The sequence below is a fragment of the Aliiglaciecola sp. 3_MG-2023 genome (genome assembly GCF_030548205.1).
GTDB lineage: Bacteria > Pseudomonadota > Gammaproteobacteria > Enterobacterales > Alteromonadaceae > Aliiglaciecola.
In genome coordinates this window covers 1-19865 of record NZ_JAUORV010000019.1, presented here as the reverse complement: position 1 = coordinate 19865, position 19865 = coordinate 1, and the positions used below count along the sequence as shown (strand labels likewise).

General features: G+C 42.4%; 18 protein-coding genes, 1 tRNA gene and 1 pseudogene. 5 read left to right on the top strand and 15 right to left on the bottom strand.

Translation table 11 applies throughout. From position 1 onward, the window contains the following. Nucleotides 1–134: 134 nt before the first annotated feature. Nucleotides 135–1049 (bottom strand): LysR family transcriptional regulator, encoded by a 915-nt coding sequence (locus tag Q4574_RS18445; RefSeq protein ID WP_303476360.1) that lies wholly within the window; start codon nucleotides 1047–1049, stop codon nucleotides 135–137. 171 nt (nucleotides 1050–1220) lie between these two features. Here Q4574_RS18445 and Q4574_RS18440 point away from each other — a divergent pair, with 171 nt between their 5' ends. Both Q4574_RS18440 and Q4574_RS18435 read left to right on the top strand, forming a co-directional pair. Beyond that, on the top strand, nucleotides 1221–1907 hold the full coding sequence (locus Q4574_RS18440; protein WP_303476357.1) for a type 1 glutamine amidotransferase domain-containing protein: 687 nt from the start codon (nucleotides 1221–1223) through the stop codon (nucleotides 1905–1907). A gap of 47 nt (nucleotides 1908–1954) precedes the next feature. Next, complete coding sequence (locus Q4574_RS18435; RefSeq protein WP_303476354.1) at nucleotides 1955–3130, top strand: iron-containing alcohol dehydrogenase; 1176 nt, start codon at nucleotides 1955–1957, stop codon at nucleotides 3128–3130. Nucleotides 3131–3426: 296 nt separating this feature from the next. On the opposite strand, the gene Q4574_RS18430 is transcribed toward Q4574_RS18435, so the two are convergent. Then, on the bottom strand, nucleotides 3427–4695 hold the full coding sequence (locus Q4574_RS18430) for a serine hydrolase (protein ID WP_303476352.1): 1269 nt from the start codon (nucleotides 4693–4695) through the stop codon (nucleotides 3427–3429). 86 nt (nucleotides 4696–4781) lie between these two features. Then, on the bottom strand, nucleotides 4782–5840 hold the full coding sequence (locus tag Q4574_RS18425; protein ID WP_303476350.1) for an AraC family transcriptional regulator: 1059 nt from the start codon (nucleotides 5838–5840) through the stop codon (nucleotides 4782–4784). A gap of 596 nt (nucleotides 5841–6436) precedes the next feature. Between Q4574_RS18425 and Q4574_RS18420 the strand changes: the two genes are divergently transcribed. Both Q4574_RS18420 and Q4574_RS18415 read left to right on the top strand, forming a co-directional pair. Continuing rightward, entirely contained in the window at nucleotides 6437–6904 is a 468-nt protein-coding gene (locus Q4574_RS18420; RefSeq protein ID WP_303476347.1) for a hypothetical protein, read from the top strand. Nucleotides 6905–7313: 409 nt separating this feature from the next. Beyond that, nucleotides 7314–8192: a M14 family metallopeptidase gene (locus Q4574_RS18415; protein ID WP_303476345.1), complete on the top strand. Its 879-nt coding sequence runs from the start codon at nucleotides 7314–7316 to the stop codon at nucleotides 8190–8192. Nucleotides 8193–8331: 139 nt separating this feature from the next. Here the strand turns inward: Q4574_RS18415 and Q4574_RS18410 are convergent. The 4 genes and pseudogenes from Q4574_RS18410 to Q4574_RS18395 form a co-directional block, all read right to left on the bottom strand. After that, a pseudogene (locus Q4574_RS18410) lies at nucleotides 8332–8424 on the bottom strand (endonuclease III); the annotation flags it as partial. Nucleotides 8425–8820: 396 nt separating this feature from the next. After that, nucleotides 8821–9714: a hypothetical protein gene (locus Q4574_RS18405; protein ID WP_303476343.1), complete on the bottom strand. Its 894-nt coding sequence runs from the start codon at nucleotides 9712–9714 to the stop codon at nucleotides 8821–8823. Between the two features lie 30 nt (nucleotides 9715–9744). Continuing rightward, nucleotides 9745–10806 (bottom strand): 1-aminocyclopropane-1-carboxylate deaminase/D-cysteine desulfhydrase, encoded by a 1062-nt coding sequence (locus Q4574_RS18400; RefSeq protein ID WP_303476341.1) that lies wholly within the window; start codon nucleotides 10804–10806, stop codon nucleotides 9745–9747. 590 nt (nucleotides 10807–11396) lie between these two features. Next, nucleotides 11397–12251, bottom strand: a complete 855-nt coding sequence (locus tag Q4574_RS18395) for an SDR family NAD(P)-dependent oxidoreductase (RefSeq protein ID WP_303476338.1) — start codon at nucleotides 12249–12251, stop codon at nucleotides 11397–11399. 86 nt (nucleotides 12252–12337) lie between these two features. Between Q4574_RS18395 and Q4574_RS18390 the strand changes: the two genes are divergently transcribed. Continuing rightward, a complete protein-coding gene (locus tag Q4574_RS18390) occupies nucleotides 12338–12736 on the top strand; it encodes a MerR family transcriptional regulator (protein WP_303476335.1) in 399 nt (132 codons plus the stop codon). A gap of 144 nt (nucleotides 12737–12880) precedes the next feature. Here the strand turns inward: Q4574_RS18390 and nth are convergent, their stop codons facing one another. The 8 genes from nth to Q4574_RS18350 form a co-directional block, all read right to left on the bottom strand. Beyond that, nucleotides 12881–13513 (bottom strand): endonuclease III, encoded by a 633-nt coding sequence (gene nth, locus Q4574_RS18385; RefSeq protein ID WP_303476333.1) that lies wholly within the window; start codon nucleotides 13511–13513, stop codon nucleotides 12881–12883. Between the two features lie 13 nt (nucleotides 13514–13526). After that, entirely contained in the window at nucleotides 13527–14225 is a 699-nt protein-coding gene (locus Q4574_RS18380; RefSeq protein WP_303476331.1) for an electron transport complex subunit E, read from the bottom strand. Between the two features lies 1 nt (nucleotide 14226). Then, a complete protein-coding gene (rsxG, locus tag Q4574_RS18375; RefSeq protein WP_303476330.1) occupies nucleotides 14227–14889 on the bottom strand; it encodes an electron transport complex subunit RsxG in 663 nt (220 codons plus the stop codon). Nucleotides 14890–14892: 3 nt separating this feature from the next. Further along, nucleotides 14893–15987, bottom strand: coding sequence for an electron transport complex subunit RsxD (gene rsxD / locus Q4574_RS18370; protein WP_303476328.1), 1095 nt, complete (start codon nucleotides 15985–15987; stop codon nucleotides 14893–14895). Between the two features lie 6 nt (nucleotides 15988–15993). After that, on the bottom strand, nucleotides 15994–18393 hold the full coding sequence (gene rsxC / locus Q4574_RS18365) for an electron transport complex subunit RsxC (protein ID WP_303476325.1): 2400 nt from the start codon (nucleotides 18391–18393) through the stop codon (nucleotides 15994–15996). An 11-nt stretch (nucleotides 18394–18404) separates the two neighbouring features. Beyond that, nucleotides 18405–18959 carry an electron transport complex subunit RsxB gene (rsxB, locus tag Q4574_RS18360; RefSeq protein WP_303476323.1) on the bottom strand — a complete coding sequence of 185 codons (555 nt, stop codon included), beginning with the start codon at nucleotides 18957–18959 and terminating at the stop codon, nucleotides 18405–18407. Then, complete coding sequence (gene rsxA, locus Q4574_RS18355) at nucleotides 18959–19540, bottom strand: electron transport complex subunit RsxA (RefSeq protein ID WP_303476321.1); 582 nt, start codon at nucleotides 19538–19540, stop codon at nucleotides 18959–18961. The genes rsxB and rsxA overlap by 1 nt, the downstream gene beginning before the upstream one ends. 151 nt (nucleotides 19541–19691) lie before the next feature. Then, nucleotides 19692–19768: transfer RNA gene (locus tag Q4574_RS18350), tRNA-Asn, on the bottom strand. Between the last annotated feature and the right edge of the window lie 97 nt (nucleotides 19769–19865).

The window sequence follows — 19865 nt, the reverse complement described above, 5'->3', positions numbered from 1 at the left end:
ATGGGATAAACAGACCACAAAGGCCAAACCAAGATTTTCGCCATAAAGAGCTTATTTGGCTAAGAAGGCTTGAATATGAGATGGCTTGAATGTGCACCTAATTTTGATACTGGAAATAGGATCATTGGCATCTATTAAATGGTCGAGCTGAAGCTGATTTGACGGGTAAAATACTCTTTCAAGAAAGTCAGTAATAACCTCAGTTTTTTGGTATTTGCCGTGCCTGGCGGGAACACACCATAGACATTTATATCGTTGAATACATAATCATCAAGTACTCTTTGTAAGGTGCCTGCTTGTATTTTAGGCCAAGCATCATAAATAGGGATGCGCGCTAAACCGTGGCCAGCTTCAACAAATGCAGTACGCGCCGCTGCATTATTGGTACTGATACTTCCTTGGGTGACAATACGATAAGTGCGGTTGCCTTTTGTTAGGTTCACTACGCCAGAGGTTAATTTGTAAATTACCCATTGATGATTGGCTAAATCAGTATGGTTTTTTGGTTTTCCATATTGGCTAAAGTACTCTGGAGAACCGCACAAACAGGTTTTTAGGGTAGCAAGTTTACTTGCTTGTAATCCTGAGTCAGGCAAGGGGGCTCCGCGGATCGCTAAATCGATTCCTTCTTTCATAATATTCACCACTTCATCCGTGAGCATCACATCCAGCTCAATTTTAGGATGAATTTTTTTGAATTCATTCAGTGCAGGCACAATTGTTTGTAATCCAACATTTACCGGACAGGTTATTTTAAGTAGGCCGATGGGTTCATTTTTGACGTTTTCAATTTGTTGATTGGCGGCATTGGCATGTTCGGCTATAGCATGACAGCGCTCATAAAAGGCTTGGCCAGCTTCTGTGAGATTGATCGAACGAGTAGAGCGATTAAGTAATTTCACCTCAAGTTGAGATTCAAGTTTTTTCAGGTGGTAGCTGACTACCGCGCGCGAGAGTCCCAATTGCTTTGCTGCTCCAATTAAGCTGCCTTGTTCAACAACTTGAGCAAAAACAACCATACTTTTGAGACGTTCAAACGAAACATTCATACCGGGATCCATTACTGAAAAACAAACATCAAAACCATTGTATCAATTATTGATACAATGATGTCAATTTTATCTGCATTGTATACTTTTTTTGTGAGCATATACTCCTTCCATAGAAAATGAAAACTCACCTAAACAAGCTTGCTTGTTTTGATAAATGGATGAACAAAAATGAATAAAAAAATATTAATGGTACTGACTTCTCACGATAAACTTGGCGACACTGGCAATAAAACCGGTTTTTGGGTTGAGGAGTTCGCCGCGCCTTATTATGCTTTCATTGACGCTGGTGTTGAAGTCACCTTAGCTACGCCACAGGGCGATCAAGCGCCTATTGATCCCACAAGCAAACTCGTAGAATTTCAAACTGCCGCCACTGAACGTTACGACTCAGACGATGCTGCCCAATCCAAAATTGCGACTACGGTGAAATTGTCTTCTGTTAGTGAAAGTGACTTTGATGCTGTTTTCTACCCCGGAGGTCATGGACCTTTATGGGATCTTACCGACAATCCCGACTCAATCACTTTGCTAGAAAGTTTTTTAACTGCAGGCAAAGCCGTTTCAACCGTTTGTCATGCTAGTGCCGCATTATTAAATGTAAAACATGGGTCTGGTGACTTTGTTGTAAAAGGAAAAGCAGTAACCGGCTTTACTAACAGTGAAGAAGACGCGGTGCAATTAACCGAAGTGGTGCCATTTTTACTTGAAGATGAACTCATTAAGCGCGGCGGTGATTATCAAAAAGCCCAAGATTGGGAAGCATTTGTTGTACAAGATGGCCTGCTTATCACTGGTCAAAATCCAGCGAGTTCAGCTTTAGCCGCTGAAAAGTTACTCGCTCACCTTGGTGCATAAAGAGTTTTTATACATTTTTTCTTGGCAAAATTTTAGGATATATATCAATGTTAAATTTCAGTTTTCAAAATCCAACCCATATTCATTTTGGAGAAGGAAAAATCGCCGCCATTTCCCAACAAATACCATCAGACGCAAGGGTTTTACTGGTCTATGGTGGCGGTTCTATAAAAAATAACGGCGTGTATCAACAAGTGGTTGATGCCCTTGAACAACACACCTGGTTTGAATTTTCAGGTATCGAACCCAATCCAAGTTACAACACATTAATGAAAGCTCAGGAGATTATTAAAGAGCACCGTATTGATTTTTTACTTGCTGTTGGCGGTGGCTCTGTGGTTGATGGCGCTAAATTTATTGCCGCAGCGACTTTCTTTGAGGGAGATGATCCAAGTGAGGAGAAAGATCCATGGGATATTCTCACAAAGCAACATACCATCACGAAAGCGTTACCCATAGGCGCAGTTTTAACCCTGCCAGCCACAGGTTCTGAAAGTAATGGTAATGCTGTTGTTACTCGAGATGGCAATAAACGTGCATTTTCAAGCCCTTTAGTGCGCCCACTATTTGCAGTGTTAGATCCGAAAGTCACATTGTCATTGTCTGATCGTCAAATCAGTAACGGTGTTGTTGATGCGTTTGTTCATACTATCGAGCAATACTTAACCTATAGCGTTAATGGCAAAGTACAAGACCGTTTCAGTGAAGGGTTATTGCAAACCTTAATTGAAGAAGGGCCTAAAGCATTACTGCCACAAACCAAAGATGATCTGGAAGTGAGAGCCAATATTATGTGGTCGGCAACCATGGCATTAAATGGACTAATTGGTGCCGGTGTACCACAAGATTGGTCAACCCATATGATAGGTCATGAATTAACGGGGGCGTTTGGCATTGACCACGCACGTACGCTATCCATAGTATTACCCGCAGTCATGAAAGTCTGTCGTGACAATAAGCGTGAAAAACTACTGCAATATGCAGCGCGGGTTTGGCAGATAAATGAGGGGGATGAGGATGCTCGTATTGAACAAGCTATTCTGTTAACCGAACAATTTTTCAAAACAATGCAAGTACCCACCCGATTATCTGACGTAGATCTTGCTGCAAAAGATATCGATTTACTTATTGATGGGTTAAAACAGCATGGCATGACCGCACTTGGTGAACACAGTGATATCACCCTAGACAAAAGTCGAGAGATCTTAACGCAAGCCTTGTAAACATCGGGAAATCACTGGTGGTGTATAGGAAACGCTATACGCCACCAAATCCCTTTAATTTTCGAAGTATCATGACTCAATCAACTAATATAAATCACCTAAATAGCGGTGGGCGAGTCAAAAGATACTAGTGGTATACAAGGCCAAGTAGAATAAATGACAACCCACTGTAAATGGACATAACGCTATACATCCATGACATCTGCATAAGTGATTTTGAGCTCAGCTTAAGGTGAAGCGAGTAACCTAGTCGGAGCATAACTAAAACTCAATAAGCAGTGTTTGCTTGCTTTAGATTATTTCTCTACATGACTTGGAGCTTCTATCTCGTCGATAAAAAACCTGGCTATATCATAAGAGACGCTAGCGAAATCTGAAAATACCTCAGTTCTAATATTGGCGTTAACGGACAAAGACAACTTGTACTCAGGAATAACCATCAAAAAACTTTGAGCACCTGCTGATACGCCGCCATGATGCATAAACGTCACTGATTTATAACCTTCACCTAAATCGAGATCATTTATACGCCAGCCAAGACCATATTGTTGAGGATTTACTTGGCCATTATTAAGCCTTTGTGGTGTCCAAAATGCAGTCCTCGTTTGTTCAGATATAAACGTCTCATTCATAAATCCTTGTCCTAACATTGCGAGATCTTTAGATGTCGATATCCAACCGCCGCCGGCTAATCGGTGACTTAAATCCAAGTGATACCAAGGCTTTAATCTGCTAGGTTGATGTTTGTCTTGCCAATAAAACGTGGCCAGATCATCGCTAGTTTGAGTCGGCGTTTCAGTAAAGGTTGCATGCATGGCAAGGGGGGCAAATACCCTCTGCTGCATATAGTCTTGATATTTCATTTCAGCTTTTATTTGCATCAATGCACTAAGCAATACAGTGCCTAAACTCGAATAACTAAATTGGTCGCCAGGTGCAAATAACATATCGCTATCGTCAAATAAAGCCATGGCAGCAAGTGGATCAGCAAAGTAGCGCTGAGCACCTATCATTGCCAAGGTGCCAAGTGTTTCCGTGTTCTCACCATAATGTGGGATCCCTGCCATATGAGAGGCGAGTTGCCTAGCCGTCACTGTCTTCCACTGTGGGTTGGGAGGTGTTTTAAAGTACTCCGATAATGGTGCATCTAAGTTAAGCCTGCCGCTGTCGACCAATCGAGCTAGCCCAGTGGCAGTCACCGCTTTTGACGTGCTGCCTATTCGCATTTGGCTATCGGTGGTCATTTGTATTTTCTTGCTAATATCCGACCAGCCGACACTAGCTGCCCAAATGAGTTTTCCGTTTATGGCTACTGCAGCAGTGTAGCCCGGTGCTGCAACGCTTTGTTGTTGATCAATAAGTGATTGTAAGGCTTTACTTGCTGCATATTTGAAATCAGCGTCGAATACCTTGTTTGTTGTTGGCTGTTCACTAGGCCAGGTAACATAGTCAATCCCTATCATTGGTGCTTTATCACGATAAGCTATGCCTTGGTAGATCGGCCAAGCTAAATAAGACAAAACAGAGAGTATAAAAACGAATAAAATGAGCAGTACTTTTTTCATAATGACTTCTACAAATAATTAGTGGAGGCCATTACATCCATTGTTAGATACTAGGTCTTATCGAATATGAAAAATACTGATCATTTTTAAAATTGAGTACGATATTGTGTAGGGGTTTGACCTATTGTTGCTTTAAAAGCACGATTAAATGGTGCGATAGAACCATAGCCTGCTTCCAATGCTATCGTCAGGATCGGTATTTTCTTTTTCGAGGTATTCTGAAATTGTTCACATACCCACGGGATCCTATAGCTATTTAGATAGTGAGAAAAATTGCTAAAGCCGAGTTGTTGATTAATCAGCTGACGAAGTTGGTGAGGAGGCAAATCGAGTAAATGTGCCAACTTACCAATGGTGAGTTCCTGTTGTAAAAATACACCGTCATTCATCAGTTTATTTAATGCTGTTAGCTGCGGAAAATCAATCGGTTTAGCTTTGTTTTGTGCAGAGATAGTCGCTTCGAAGGTATCAACTTGATTACTGGTAGCACTCGGTAATTGGTCTTTTGGGGTTGTGATTTTTGCTGAAATAATGGCAACTAATCCAAAGATTACAAAAGCATTAGCCAGGCTAAACTGCCAAGTATCTCTAAGGTTTTGATAGATAAACTCAAAGGACACAAGTCCTAACATATAAAAACAACAAAACGCGACTATTAACAGCCGAGCATTGCGGCGGCGATTATCCAGGTCATCTAAGTATTCCGCTAAACATAAATAAATGACCCACATTAACAGCCCAATTCCAATGATGTGATTGAGGTCGTGTAATGGGCTTCTACCACCTAGTACTAAGAACACATAAGCTAAGATTAGTAGCCAAAACGTCAGCAAAGCCAATATCCATTTGGCTTGTTGAGCCAATTTAAAGTGCTTATGAAGCTTGGTTAAGGTGAACCACAAAGCGGCAAATGGGGTCAAATCGGTAATCAGCAATAAGATATTGCGTAAACTTCCGTAGTGATGATTTTCAATTGGAGCCGTTAATAGAACATAGGCTATTAAGCATGTAATTAATCCAACTTGCGCGAGGGGTTGAACCGAATGTTTGCTGACTAAAAAAATGATTAATAAGGCCAATTGACCTACTGCAGCAAACCTGAAAAATATATCTATAATCTGCACACCTGAAAGTGTAATTTCCACTTCTAACCTTATTGTAAAACGTTAACCGCGCTTTAGTTTGTCAAAGTATAGATACGAGTTAAAGAGAAAGGGCAGATAAAATCATCTACACCCCAAGCGCTCCACAGGTATACTTGCCATAAAGTACACCTGTGAAGAGGCTAGCCAGTATTTAGCTTAGCCAGTGAGACAACCAGTGATGAAATCTACATTAAATTCCACTGATAATACTACTGCAGCTACCTCAAGGCGCTTTCGTAAGCTATCATATCTTCATAAGACCTAAACAAAGGCAACAACTGTTCAATGTACAATCATTATCCATCAGAAAAGAACGTGCATATGGCCAGCTAGCCAATGCAAGCTGGCTTTCATTCGTTGGTGGATGTCTTTATCAATGCCGGTGAGCCAGAGAAAATAGATAGGATATGCCTTATACGACTACAAAGAACATAGTCAATCAGATAACCGGAGCAAGCACAACAATCTAGCTTGTTGATAGTGTTTAGCTATCAAGAGAAACACTTGTTTATTTAAAAGGTTTATAGTGATATACGCTCAACAAATAAAACGATATAACATTGCTTAAGCAAAAAAATCATATAGGAGAAGACTGGATGTTTACCGATGAGATGGTTCATAAAGCCTTAGAAACTTGGTGTGAGAATGTAGTTAAAGTGGGTGAAGTTCACAGTCAAGGAGGTGACGCCAAGGCCTTCTCTGCGCAAGTTTTGTCAGAGAATTACGATTATGATAACGGTAAAGTGTTGTTCAAACCAACACTGACCTTTGGAGAACAAACGTTTCGCGATACCAAAGAGGGCGCTTTATCGTACTTCGTTGGTGGTGATGAAAATTACCCCAACGACAATGGCTTTAAATTAAAGCCATGGGTTAAAGTTTGGTACAGCAAAGAAGACTTTATTCTGCACAACGACCTTGCCATTGTACAATGTAACGTTCATTTTATTGGCGCGGATGACAGCCACATTTTTGTTAACAAAAGCTTCGTGTTTAAACTTTGTGAAGACGGCAAGGTGAGAATTGTATTACATCAATCATCTCTGCCTTACCAACCTGCATAACATAACCTCCTCAATGCAAAGGGGCGATGCTTAACGCCCTTTTGCATAGTATTAGCATTGGCCGTAATCGTCAGTCTCAACCAGTGGCGACGAATACTAGTTGTAAAACAGTATAAAAAACAAAGTAAAACCTGATTATACCGACTTGCAAAATCAATCATTTTTACGCCAGAATTAATTTCTAACTTGGTTTTCTTATATTTCAGTCTCAAATCTTTAAGGAGAACCCCTTGATGTTGTCTATTTTTAACCGACTATCTACAGTGCGCATTTCACTCGTCGCGCTATGCCTATTTAGTGCATACGGGCAATGTAAACCCCCTTTGAACTGCTTAATATTCAAACCCCAGCAGGTGAGAAAAATGCCTATTTAGGCAGTGAGGGCAACATAAAATTACCTGTTACAGTAGTGAATGGTAAAGAGTCTGGCCCGGTATTATTGCTTGCCGCAGGCACCCACGGTGATGAATATCCATCAATGTTTGCCTTGCAACGGCTCGCCAAAGAGCTTAACCCTAAGCAACTAAAAGGTACGCTAATAATATTGCATCTGGCCAACTTGGACGGGTTTCACGAACGTTTACTGGCTTTAAACCCCAAAGATAATAAAAATCTCAATCGAGAATTTCCGGGTAGTAAACAAGGCACACATACTGAACAAATAGCCGAACTATTAACACGTGAATTTATTCGCAAAGCAGACTTTTTTATCGACATGCACTCGGGTAGCGCTAACCAAAAATTACTCGATCACGTTTATTCTCCCTACATAGGCGAACCGGAACTCGATGCATTCACTTTCGAATTTGCCAAAGCCATTGGTATGAAGCACATCATCATGTATGGCGACCGCCCTAACGACCCAGATAATTCAATCTCGTTCCCCAATACCGCCATGACTCGTGGCAAGCCAGGCCTAACAACGGAAATTGGACACTTAGGACTGCGTGACGAAGAATCGATTAACTATGCCCACACAGTGGCTAAAAACGCCTTGTACTTTTTAAACATGCTGTCTGGCTCACCGATCCAGACACAGCCAGCCACAATTTATCGGCAAGTTAATTACCCTAAAAGCAACTTCACAGGGTTCTTCACTCCACTAGTCACCATCGGCGATAAAGTTTCAGCTACTACCCCGGTAGGCGAAATCACCAATTATTTTGGTGACCTAGTTCAAACTATTACCGCCGGCGCAAACGGAACCGTATTAATGATTAACGAAACACCGCCAATTAAACAAGGGGAATCACCAGTTGCCATTGGTCTAGTTAAAAAAGCCAATTGACCTAGGCCGGCTAAGTGACTGAGCCAGGCCTCTAGTTAAATAGCCCTAAGCAACACCCCAACAGAGTTGTGTATAAACAGAAAAGAGGTTGCCGCTAGTGTTGAAGGTCAGTAGTGGACACCCACTTTAAATTTGCTCAGTAGTGGACATCCACTTTAAATTCGGTAGGCACCACTTTCAGATGCTTTAGCTCAAATTGATCAACGTTTTTACCCATAGCGAGCTCTCACTGTCGTCACTATTAATCAATCCCCTTCAAGTGCTAATGTTCATTCTACTATTTTTGGTATATTTGACGACGAAGACACATCCAGCTTTGGCGAATTTTCCTGGGCTGTTTGGTCCCCCGCAGTTGATGTCTCAGCACCTGCGACATTTATGTGATTGTCATTGAGTTTAGCAGGCTTAGTTGTGTCCCGTCGCAGAACACAACTTTAATTCAGCTTTTATATTGTTCCTACCGCTATTCATTGCTGCCAACGTTTCACTTACAATCCTGAGGTTAAAGTCACCTCAAATGAGGTGGCTTTTTTTGTGCTTAATTACCCATATAGCTGCTTGCAAGGCCTTAGGTGTTTATTATTTATCGAGAATTATCCCCACTGCACAGCCGTGGGGAATTGTATAATTAAATTGAACGTATCATATCCAGCACTGCAACGTTTTGCATGGGCGTGCCTGTAATGCGTAAAACCTTCTTCTTTTTCGAAATATCTTTAGGGTGTTGCCCTTTTAAGATGTCGCTTAGCAATAGGACGTTATTCAAATAACCCATTCTATCCGCCGCTTTCATATCGGCTGTAAAATGACGCGTTAGTTCAAAGTCGAAAATAACATTCACGTCATCTCGGGCATATACATTGCCTGCAATCTCTCCTGTTTGTGAGGTGGTGCAAAGTGACGCGATCACCGCCCCTGGTTTGATTGAAGTAATGTTGGATTCGTCGATTAAATAGCAGTTGGTATTCGTAGCCATAATAATAGTGTCATAAGCTTCAAGCTTAAGGTTCTGTTGGTAGTCAGAAGTGACACCTATGCTGCCGCAAGGTTGTTCGAATGATTCCGTGTGCTGAGTTCGCGTGTGATAGTCGATGTTGGATAAGCTTGGTATAAAGTGCTTTAAATATTTAACGATTTCAAGGGATAGTTTCCCTGCGCTCACTATTAAGATTTTTTCTGGTTTATGTTCCAAAACAGAGAGAAAAAGCCAAATCATCGCTGCTGTGCGCTGTTGTATCTGCTGTTTTATATTGTTTTCAAATATTAGTTCACCACATTCATAAATGCGCCCTATGGTGGCGTATTCATTGCTGATTGCACAATAAGGACCTGAAACTTCATATGCAAGTGGGGGTAAGCCCGCACGTAATTTGAAGCAGGTTTCAAAAACATTGTCTCCAATAAAGGTTTCACCATCAAAAAACTCTTGTAAAGCCCGCTGATATTTTAGTTGATCACTATTTTGGAATTGGGTTCGAATGTTTGCTACAAGAGAATCTTTATCTAATAAAATGTCGGTCACGTTACAATACCTCTGAGAATAAAGAGTGAATTAAACAGTAAAAGGATGAAGTTGAATTGCGCCAAATTTTTCGGCATAGGCATGTATAGCAGGCGATCCGCCTAGATGCATAAGCAGAATTTTTGCGTCCTTCTCAAAACGACCTTCAGCAGACAAGTTTAATAACCCACGTATTGCGCGACCTTCATAGACAGGATCGGCAATCAACCCTTCGGTACTGGCAAATAGCTGGATAGCATCGGTAATTTCTGTATCAGCGATGCCGTAGGCGTTGGTATTGGCAGGTATAATTTCAATACTGTTCGGTTGCACTCGCACATCTAATCCAAGCTCACTCAAAGCATTATTGGCTAGAAGTTTAACACGGGATTTTTTAATCTCGGTTTCATTATCGTCTGATATTCCGATTACCTGAGTTTTGATATCAAGAGCTGCAAAGCCCGCTACCAGACCGGCTTGGGTACTGCTTGAGCCAGTGCAATGCACAAGGTAATCAAAGGCTTGGCTAGTTTCAGCCATTTGAACAGCTAGTTCAGCAGCGCAGTTTATATAGCCCATACTTCCTAAGGGGTGTTCAGAAGCACCGCCTGGAATTAGATATGGTTTGTGTCCCTGTTGACGAAGATAGTCCATGAATTCTTCCAGAGGACCTTGATCTTCGATAGGGCGCTCAGTTTCGTCCACATAAAGTTCGGCACCCATTACATGGCTTAAAAGAATATTACCTACCTGCCGATAAGTAGCGCTTGCATCTTTGGTCCAGGCGCAATGTAAAAGCGCACATTTTAGGCCAGCTTTGGCAGCGGCAGCAGCGGTTTGTCGGGTATGGTTGGATTGAATAGCGCCAACTGTTACCAACATGTCTGCACCTTGTAGCAGCGCATCACCCACTATGAATTCAAGTTTTCGTGTTTTGTTACCACCACCTTCTAAGCCAGATAAATCATCTCGCTTCATCCATAGCTCTGGACCGCCTAGGGACGCGCCAAATCTTTTCAGTGTTTGTATTGGAGTAGGGAGTAGTGCCAGCGAGGCACGTGGTAATTTTTCAAGACGGGAATGTAGATCATGCAACGCATATTTATCAATCATATCGCTTTCCTCAGTATTTAATTGGGGTTAGCGACGTTTCAGTTGAATGTTAGAGGCATTTTGATAAGCCGACGTCACGCAAATTAATATAAACTAGGAAAGTTGATAGTACAAATGTTTTGCTTTAAATGACGAATCTATTTTATTCATGCCTCGAGTTGAAAATCACTGCAAGTATTTGGGTTTCGAGATGAGTTCCTTAACTACTTTGAAGACTGAACATTATTCAGTCTTATCTTTAAATTCAGCGGGAACGACTTTAAACCATTTATCTTCATCCTGATCGACGTTTTGCCCATGGCGAGCTTAGTACGGTTGGAAACATCTAAAGATGCGGGTGTCCACGGTAATGGTCTCACGGCGATGGTAGGCCAGCCACAGTATAAGAAAGGTAGATATTCGATTTTACATCTACGGGATTGACTGTTTGGTGCCAATGCAGAAATAGATAAGGACTCAGTTGACCAACCGCTTAGAGGCAGGTTACGGACCTTCGATTTCCGTCGATTATTTCCAGTTTTGCCTGATTGCAGACGTAAGCTCTACCGTCCCAGTTAAAACCTGTTGTTCACGCTAGTATGTAATTGACGCTATCGCGACAAATAGGGACGTATAAGCTCGGTTGACATTTGATGCAATTGTGAAGCAATAATCTTAGATTGCGCAGTTAAGCTGGGTTGCTTAAGCCGTTTATCCTTATAGTAGCCACCAGTATTCTGTTCGACATTTCGTTCGGTACTAAGGTAAATACCCGTTTCTGCTCCCTTTGCACCATTACGAAAAAAAGTACGAAGAAGGGGATGTGTCCATCTAAGTACTTTCGGAAAAGCTTTCTGTGTCATACTTGTGTCAACAATGCCCGGGTCAAAACAGTTTATGCTTATATTTTTACCTAGAAACGTCGATAAGTAGCGTGTTGACAGTACAGTACAGAGTTTCGAGTTCTGATAAGCAAGCATTGCGCTATATTCTGAACCCTTAAAGTTGACATCCTCCAAGTTCAATTTGGCGTTAAAATGCTGGAATGACGACGTATTTACTATTTTTGACAAATTAGCGTTTCTTAATTTTTCTTCCAATAATAGAGTGATAAGAAGCGGAGCTAAATGATTCACAACAAATGCCATTTCAAGAGCATCACTGTTATAACAGGGTAAATCACTAGGAAAAATACCAGCGTTGTTGATTAATATATCTACTGACGTCACTTGTGCTTTTATGCTGCCTATAGCATTGAAAACACTTACAAAAGAAGATAATTCGCACTCTACAAAATGAACATCTTTTTTAACGTTCGTGGGTACACCCGTGAGTAGTGACTGGAACTTGTCTTTATTGCGTGCAAGAATGAAAAACTCAGCATCAATTTCTTTCGTCAGGCTATGAAACCAACTCGCCCCAAAACCTGATGTTGCACCTGTCATTACCACAACTTTTTTATTCATGCTTGCATTTAACCTCATTCATTAATTTGGAAGCATAAAGCCTAAATGTTAAAGTATGGTTTAAGTCAAACTAGAAATTCAAATTTATGAAAATAAAAGACATTTCGCTGAAAACGAGCACACCAGCTTCAACGCTTCGATACTATGAAAAAATTGGTTTGTTGCCGGAGATTTCTCGTCAATCAGGCCAGCGAGTCTATAGTGAATCAATGTTATGGCGAATAAACTTTATTAATGCAGCAAAATCAACGGGCTTTAGGCTTGAAGAAATAAAATCACTTTTTCAACTAGCTGATACTAATAGTGATTGGCGTTATGCGGCGAACCAAAAATTAGATGAAATTAATAAACAAATTGAACGGTTGCAAAGAATGCAAGTAGCTTTAAGCCATGTTATCGAACAAGATTGTTTGGATGACGGAATTGCAATGTTTGCAAATAAAACCGAATTATCGAACATCAAAAGGCGCCAAGAAAACTCTTAGCGTAAATAGTCGATTATTGTAACCAGCACAACCCCTAACGCCAGCCATGCAGTGCCTGCTGTCCTCTATAGGTACTATACTTCGCTCAGGCCCGATTTTAGAAAGCCTTGCAAACGTCCGCTTTCTTATCGTAACAGACAGGAGTTATTCAGTCTTATCTTTAAACTCACACAAATCTTCGATGATACAAGCCCCGCAACGTGGCTTTCGAGCAACACAGATGTATCGGCCATGGAGTATTAACCAGTGATGCACATCCACTTTAAATTCTGCAGGCACCACTTTGAGTAGTTTCTGCTCAACCTGATCGACATTTTTGCCCATGGCGAGCTTAGTACGGTTGGAAACTCTAAAGATGTGGGTGTCCACAGCGATGGTCGGCCAGCCGAAAGCTGTGTTGAGCACTACATTGGCGGTTTTGCGTCCCACACCGGGCAGGGCTTCTAGGGCTTGACGGCTTTCGGGTACTTGCGAGTGATGTTGGTCGATTAAAATTTTACAGGTTTTGATCACGTTTTCGGCTTTAGCGTTAAACAAACCTATGGTTTTTATGTATTGTTTCAAGCCATCGACACCCAATGCGTATATGGCTTCTGGCGTATTGGCTACCGGATAAAGTTTGTCGGTTGCCTTGTTCACGCCAACGTCAGTGGCTTGGGCAGATAAAATCACTGCAATGAGTAATTCGAATGGGGTAGAATAATTTAATTCAGTGGTGGGTTCGGGGTTTTCTGCCCGTAAGCGTGTCAGTATCTCCCGACGTTTCTGATTGTTCATAACATCAACTACCTTAACTTTCTGCGGTGACTCGGGCCCGCTGTACCACTTTATCTTGTTCGGGTTTTACAACCCAAGATTCGACTCGTTTATCTAAAGCGTTCTTAAGGGCGATAAGTAATCCCATTCCCAAAAAAGCACCAGGGGGAAGTATGGCTAATAAGAAAGGGCTGTCGGATTCAAAGACAGTTATTTTTAATACGCTTGCCCATTCACCAAACAACAAATTGGCACCAGAGAATAGGGTGCCATAACCTAATAGCTCTCGCATACCGCCTAGAATCAATAGCACTAAAGTGAAGCCAAGACCCATCATCAAACCATCAAAAGCGGCGTGACCTACGGGGTTTTTCGACGCATAAGCTTCAGCGCGGCCAATAATGGCACAGTTGGTCACTATCAAGGGGATAAAGATCCCCAAGGCTTCATAAAGTCGGAATGTATATGCATTCATGAGTAATTGCACCACTGTGACAAAACCGGCAATGACCATCACAAAAACAGGGATACGTATTTCATTGGGTACTAGGTTACGCACTAAAGACACAGTACAGTTTGAGCCAATTAATACCAAGGTTGTGGCAAGACCTAAGCCTAATCCATTGATGACTGTCATTGTTACTGCTAGCAGTGGACATAGGCCTAGCAGTTGTACTATGGCAGGGTTGTTTTTCCACAAACCTTGCCAACTGAGTTCTTTAAATTGATTCATCTTATTCTACCTCAGCACGCGCTGGCTGGTTATTCTCGGCTTCACATGCATTGGCTGCGTTAAAAAGCGCCGGTTGATGCTGTTGAAAATATAAAACGGCATTTTTAACTGCTTTAACTACTGCCCGAGGAGTAATGGTTGCGCCGGTAAATTGATCAAACTGACCACCGTCTTTTTTTACTTGCCAATCTTTATGGTTTTCAGTCGTTACAGATTTGCCAGTAAATGACGTAATCCAGTCAGTGATACGGATATCAATTTTGTCACCTAATCCCGGAGTTTCTTTATGATCTAAAACACGAACACCTGTCACTTCCGATTGCATGTTAATACCAACTATTAACTCAATTTTACCACTGTAACCATCTGGCACGGTTGTCTCAATTGCCACTGCAGAAGGGGCATTGTTCATTCTGGCTAAATAGACAGTGTGAGGGTCTTTTGAGCCTAACAATTCAGTATTTATCACTTTGGTGCAATCATGGTGAATGTCGTTATCGTATAAAGAATTTGGGATGATTGCGTTCAAGATAGCCAGCCGTTTTTGGATTTGTTGCTCGGTTATCTGATCTTCAGTCACAGCATAGGTTACCGCTATGATTGCCGTTGTCACTAAAGCAAATGCGGTGAGTTTCAGACCATTGCTAACGATACTTTGTTTCATTAACTAGTCCTCATCAATCTGTTTCACTTTAATCACATTTTTGTGTTCTGTACGATGACCGTATGTTCGTGGTCGGGTGTAATAATCAATTAATGGCACACCCATATTCATGATTAACACGGCAAACGCAATGGCATCAGGATAGCCACCCCAGGTTCTAATAATATAAACCCAAGCGCCTATTCCTAAACCAAAAATTATACGACCTCGATTGGTGGTCGTAGCGGAAACCGGATCGGTGGCAATAAAGAAGACTCCCAACATAAAACCACCACTAAATAAATGGAACATGGGGCTGGCGTAAATCCCATCATCTATCAAGTACATAAACAGCGATAAAACGCTAATACCAGCAATCATGCCAACGGGAATATGCCATTTAATCACGTTTACTTTTAATAAAAGCAACCCGCCTAAAAGGTATGCAAAGTTTACCCAAAACCAGCCAACCCCTAAGCCATTATTGAAAACCGAGGTTTGCATACTTTCTTGGACTGTCATTCCTTGGGAGATTGCTGTTTTCAGCGCATCAAGAGGGGTGGCCATGGTGTAACCATCCACATGGGTTCGCAGCTGCTCAATACTATAACCGTCAGCGCTGAAGCCGCTAAAAATAATACTAAAGGAATCCATGAAAGATTGGGGGAATTGGCTTAATGCTTGGGGGATCGCCCACGTCGACATTTGTACAGGAAATGAAATGAGCAGCATGACGTATGCCGCCATTGCAGGGTTGAATAAGTTGAATCCTAATCCGCCATACAATTGCTTGACTATGGCGATGGCAAAAATACTGCCAATCACTGTGATCCACCAAGGGGCAAAAGGTGGAATACTCACCGCAATTAAAAATGCGGTCACCAAAGCGCTACAATCTTTAATCGCCACTTCAAAATTCTTTTTACGCATTTCAAGAATGGCAGCTTCAGTGACAATGATTGTAATACTGGCGATCAAAAAATGGATTAATGCGCCCCAACCGAAAAACCAAGTTTGTACCGCTAAACCAGGAATTCCTGCATACATTACTAAGCGCATTACCTGACCTGTGGTACGTTTTACTCTTTGGTGGGGCGAGCTGGCAAATTTAAAACTCATGGTTAATTAACTTTCATCCTTGTCTGCTGTTGAGCTAGACGACTTTTTCGCGGCTTTCTCAGCGCGCTTTAATTTCGCAAGACGATTTTGTTCTCGAGCTTTTGCCACTGCCGCTTCTACTTTTTGTTTGCGAATTTGTGCGGCAGTTAATTTTTCACCTTGCTGACTCTTTGTCGATTCTTTGCTTGCAGCATCAGGCGTTTGTGTGGCTGAAGACTGGACTTCAGACGCTTCATTCTCACTGGCTTTGGCTAACTTTTTTGCTTTTGCTTTGGCGATCGCTGCGGCTATGGCTTTTTGTTTTGCCGAAGGAGCGGGCGTCTCTTCACTGGCACTCTCTGTTTGCCGTTGTTGGTGGTTATTGACAATAGGCGTATCCTCTTGAGCGTTTTGATTTTGCTCATTATCTTGCCTATTATCGCCTTGTCCTTCTTCACCTTTGGCCGTGTCAGCGGATTCCGCTTGTTGTGCTTTTTTAATCGCTTCGCGTTTAGCTTTAGCTTTTGCTATGGCAATGGATACTTTTTCTTGTTTGCCGGAACGCGCAGGTGCTGATGACGATTCAGTCGCGGTATTACCTTGGGGTGACTTGTCATCAGCCACTTTGTGTGTTTTTGCAGCTTCAGTCGTTTTAGCTTCGTCAGGTTTAGGCGTCTCCCTGGTTTCACTAGCCGCGGCTTCTTTTGCCGCTGCACGTTTGGCTTTGGCGCGAGCAATTGCTGCAGCGACTTTATCTTGTTTGCTCGTTGTTTCCTGATTGTTGGCACTAGTTGACTGCGGTGTTTGCGTGCTTTCCGCACTCTCATTTGTTGCAGCTGGTCCGTCTTGGGGATCGGATGGCGACGTATTGGCTTGTTTTTTCGCTTTTGCCCGAGCTAAGGCTGCCGCAATTTTGTCTTTAGCGTCATTGCCTTTTTCGCTCATTGCTTTTTTGCGGGCCGCTGCCGCTTTTGCGTGTTTTTCTTCACGCTCTTTTTGCTCTCGTTCTAAGCGTTCTTTACGTGCTTCGAATCTTATCCTAGCCTTATCTGCTTGCGCTTTTTCTTGTGCTTGGGTGCGTATATCGGCTTTGGCAATGCGATAATAGTGAACCAATGGGATCTCACTAGGACAGACGTAGGCGCAAGCACCGCATTCAATGCAATCAAACAGGTTCTGTTCTTCGGCTTTTTCATATTCTTTAGCTTGGCTATGCCAGAACAATTGTTGTGGCAGTAAAGTCGCAGGGCAAGCATCTGCACATGCACTACAGCGAATACAAGGTTGTTCTGAATTAGGCTCTTGAATTTCGGCTGCCGATGGAGCCAAAATGCAATTGGTTATTTTAACAACGGGGACTTGATCATTAATGGTTTCAAAGCCCATCATCGGCCCCCCCATAATGAGTTTCCTCGCCCGTTGTTTATGGGCTTTATAATGACCCACTTCCAATAAATGTGAGATCGGCGTTCCTATCGGCGCCCAAATATTCTGCGGGCGCTTAAATGCCTGTCCAGTTAAGGTCACCACGCGTCGTATAAGGGGAGTCCCAGTAAAAATGGCGTCGGCAATGGCGAAACAGGTGCCAACATTTTGCATTATCACACCCACATCTATAGGCAAGCCGTTACCAGGCACTTCACGATTGGTTAAAATTTGGATAAGTTGTTTTTCACCGCCAGCGGGATACTTAGTGGGAATGGAAATTACTCTGTACTTTGCATTTTCCTGACAAGCAACTTGCATGGCCTCAATGGCTTCAGGTTTGTTATCCTCTATGGCGATTATCACCAGTTTCGGTGACAGTAAATGCACCAAAATATCGATACCTTGGCGAATTTGCCATGCATGTTCACGCATCAATCGATCATCAGAAGTGATATAAGGTTCACATTCCACACCATTGATAATCAAAAATTCTACATTTTTCTTTGGTGACGACTTAATGTGTGTTGGGAAACCCGCGCCCCCCATACCACTAATGCCGGCATTGCAAATGGCTTCTACAATTTTGGATTTAGGCTTCTGTTGATAGTCTAAGATGGGTTTCAGAGGAGCCCAAGTTTCGAACTCATCGGTGCTAATTTCTATGGCAAGCTCTGGCAAGCCGGAAGGGTGAGCTGATACATGAGGTCCAATATGGCTCACATAACCTGATGTAGGCGCATGTACTGGGACAGAAAAGGGGTTGGTACTGTGAGTTAACGCTTGCCCTTTGAGAACTCTGTCTCCCTCTTTGACCAACAAGCCGCCTTCTACACCTATATGTTGTTTAACCATAACATACAGTGTTTTAGGCATTGTTATGGTTTCAATGGCTTTTGTGTTTGAAAGTGATTTGAGTTGGGGCGGATGCACGCCACCGTGGAAGTCCCACAATCGGCCTTGATTTAAGCGTTGTAAAATATGGTCATAGTCAGAATACAATTTACTCTTCCTCAATTGACTTGTTTTACTGGAATAGCATCGAGCTGCCATTGCCATGAAGAAGTATTCTGCGCTATTGGAATCATATCGATACAATCAACAGGGCAGGGATCAACACATAAATCACACCCCGTGCATTCGTCTTGAATCACCGTATGCATTTGCTTTGCCGCGCCAATAATTGCATCGACTGGACATGCTTGAATACACTTAGTGCAACCAATACATTCGTCCTCACGAATAAAGGCGACCTTTTTCACATCTTCTTGTCCATGGGCTGCATCGAGAGGTTTAGCTTCCACTCCCATTAAGTCTGCCAACTGTTTGATCGTCGCATCACCACCTGGAGGGCATTTATTAATGTCATCACCATTGGCAATAGACTCAGCGTAAGGGCGACAACCCGGGAAACCACATTGTCCACATTGGGTTTGCGGTAACAAGGCGTCTATTTGTTCAACTAGGGGGTCACTTTCAACTCGAAAGCGAATCGCAGCGTAGCCTAAAATAGCGCCAAAAATTAGCGCCATGATTCCAATTACGGTAAGTGCGATTATTAGGGTCATTAAAACTTCACCAATCCTGTGAAGCCCATAAATGCCATTGACATTAAGCCTGCAGTAATCATGGCAATAGAAGCTCCTTTAAAAGGAGAGGGGACATTGGCAGCAGCTAATCGTTCTCGCATCGCAGAAAAGAGAATCAACACCAAGGAAAAGCCCACAGCTGCGCCAAAACCATAAATAACGGATTCGACAAAATTATGATCTTGATTCACGTTTAACAGTGCAACACCTAATACTGCGCAATTGGTCGTAATCAGCGGTAAGAAAATGCCTAATAAGCGATACAACGTAGGACTTGTTTTGTGAACCACCATTTCGGTAAATTGGACGACCACTGCAATGACCAGAATAAAACTTAGGGTCCGCAGGTAGCCCATTCCCAAGGGTTGAAGGACATAGTGCTCGACTAAATAACTGGTTAAAGAGGCAAGAGTGAGTACAAAGGTTGTGGCCATAGACATACCAATCGCTGTTTCTAAACGATTAGACACGCCCATAAACGGGCATAAGCCCAAAAATTGGACCAATACGAAGTTATTTACTAGTACTGTACCTACCAATAAAACTAAAAATTCACTCATTTGATATGTGTAACGCCTAACGATGATGCAAACGGCGTCTATTATCTCTGTTTACAGACCGATTAACAACTTGATATTTATAAGGTTATGTTGGCCAATATTTAGCCTACTTATTACTTAAAATGACACTGAGAGATAGAGCTAGGAGATTTGGCTCCCCCTCCCCGACTCGAACGGGGGACCTGCGGATTAACAGTCCGTCGCTCTAACCAACTGAGCTAAGGGGGAATCAAATTGTGTCGTTGAAGTTGGCTCCCCCTCCCCGACTCGAACGGGGGACCTGCGGATTAACAGTCCGTCGCTCTAACCAACTGAGCTAAGGGGG

Bases quoted from the DNA above. Each gene is read 5' to 3' on its own strand.
- Q4574_RS18445 (WP_303476360.1), bottom strand. From the start codon at position 1,049: ATGAATGTTTCGTTTGAACGTCTCAAAAGTATGGTTGTTTTTGCTCAA.
- Q4574_RS18440 (WP_303476357.1), top strand. From the start codon at position 1,221: ATGAATAAAAAAATATTAATGGTACTGACTTCTCACGATAAACTTGGC.
- Q4574_RS18435 (WP_303476354.1), top strand. From the start codon at position 1,955: ATGTTAAATTTCAGTTTTCAAAATCCAACCCATATTCATTTTGGAGAA.
- Q4574_RS18430 (WP_303476352.1), bottom strand. From the start codon at position 4,695: ATGAAAAAAGTACTGCTCATTTTATTCGTTTTTATACTCTCTGTTTTG.
- Q4574_RS18420 (WP_303476347.1), top strand. From the start codon at position 6,437: ATGTTTACCGATGAGATGGTTCATAAAGCCTTAGAAACTTGGTGTGAG.
- Q4574_RS18400 (WP_303476341.1), bottom strand. From the start codon at position 10,806: ATGATTGATAAATATGCGTTGCATGATCTACATTCCCGTCTTGAAAAA.
- Q4574_RS18395 (WP_303476338.1), bottom strand. From the start codon at position 12,251: ATGAATAAAAAAGTTGTGGTAATGACAGGTGCAACATCAGGTTTTGGG.
- Q4574_RS18390 (WP_303476335.1), top strand. From the start codon at position 12,338: ATGAAAATAAAAGACATTTCGCTGAAAACGAGCACACCAGCTTCAACG.
- nth (WP_303476333.1), bottom strand. From the start codon at position 13,513: ATGAACAATCAGAAACGTCGGGAGATACTGACACGCTTACGGGCAGAA.
- Q4574_RS18380 (WP_303476331.1), bottom strand. From the start codon at position 14,225: ATGAATCAATTTAAAGAACTCAGTTGGCAAGGTTTGTGGAAAAACAAC.
- rsxG (WP_303476330.1), bottom strand. From the start codon at position 14,889: ATGAAACAAAGTATCGTTAGCAATGGTCTGAAACTCACCGCATTTGCT.
- rsxD (WP_303476328.1), bottom strand. From the start codon at position 15,987: ATGAGTTTTAAATTTGCCAGCTCGCCCCACCAAAGAGTAAAACGTACC.
- rsxB (WP_303476323.1), bottom strand. From the start codon at position 18,959: ATGACCCTAATAATCGCACTTACCGTAATTGGAATCATGGCGCTAATT.
- rsxA (WP_303476321.1), bottom strand. From the start codon at position 19,540: ATGAGTGAATTTTTAGTTTTATTGGTAGGTACAGTACTAGTAAATAAC.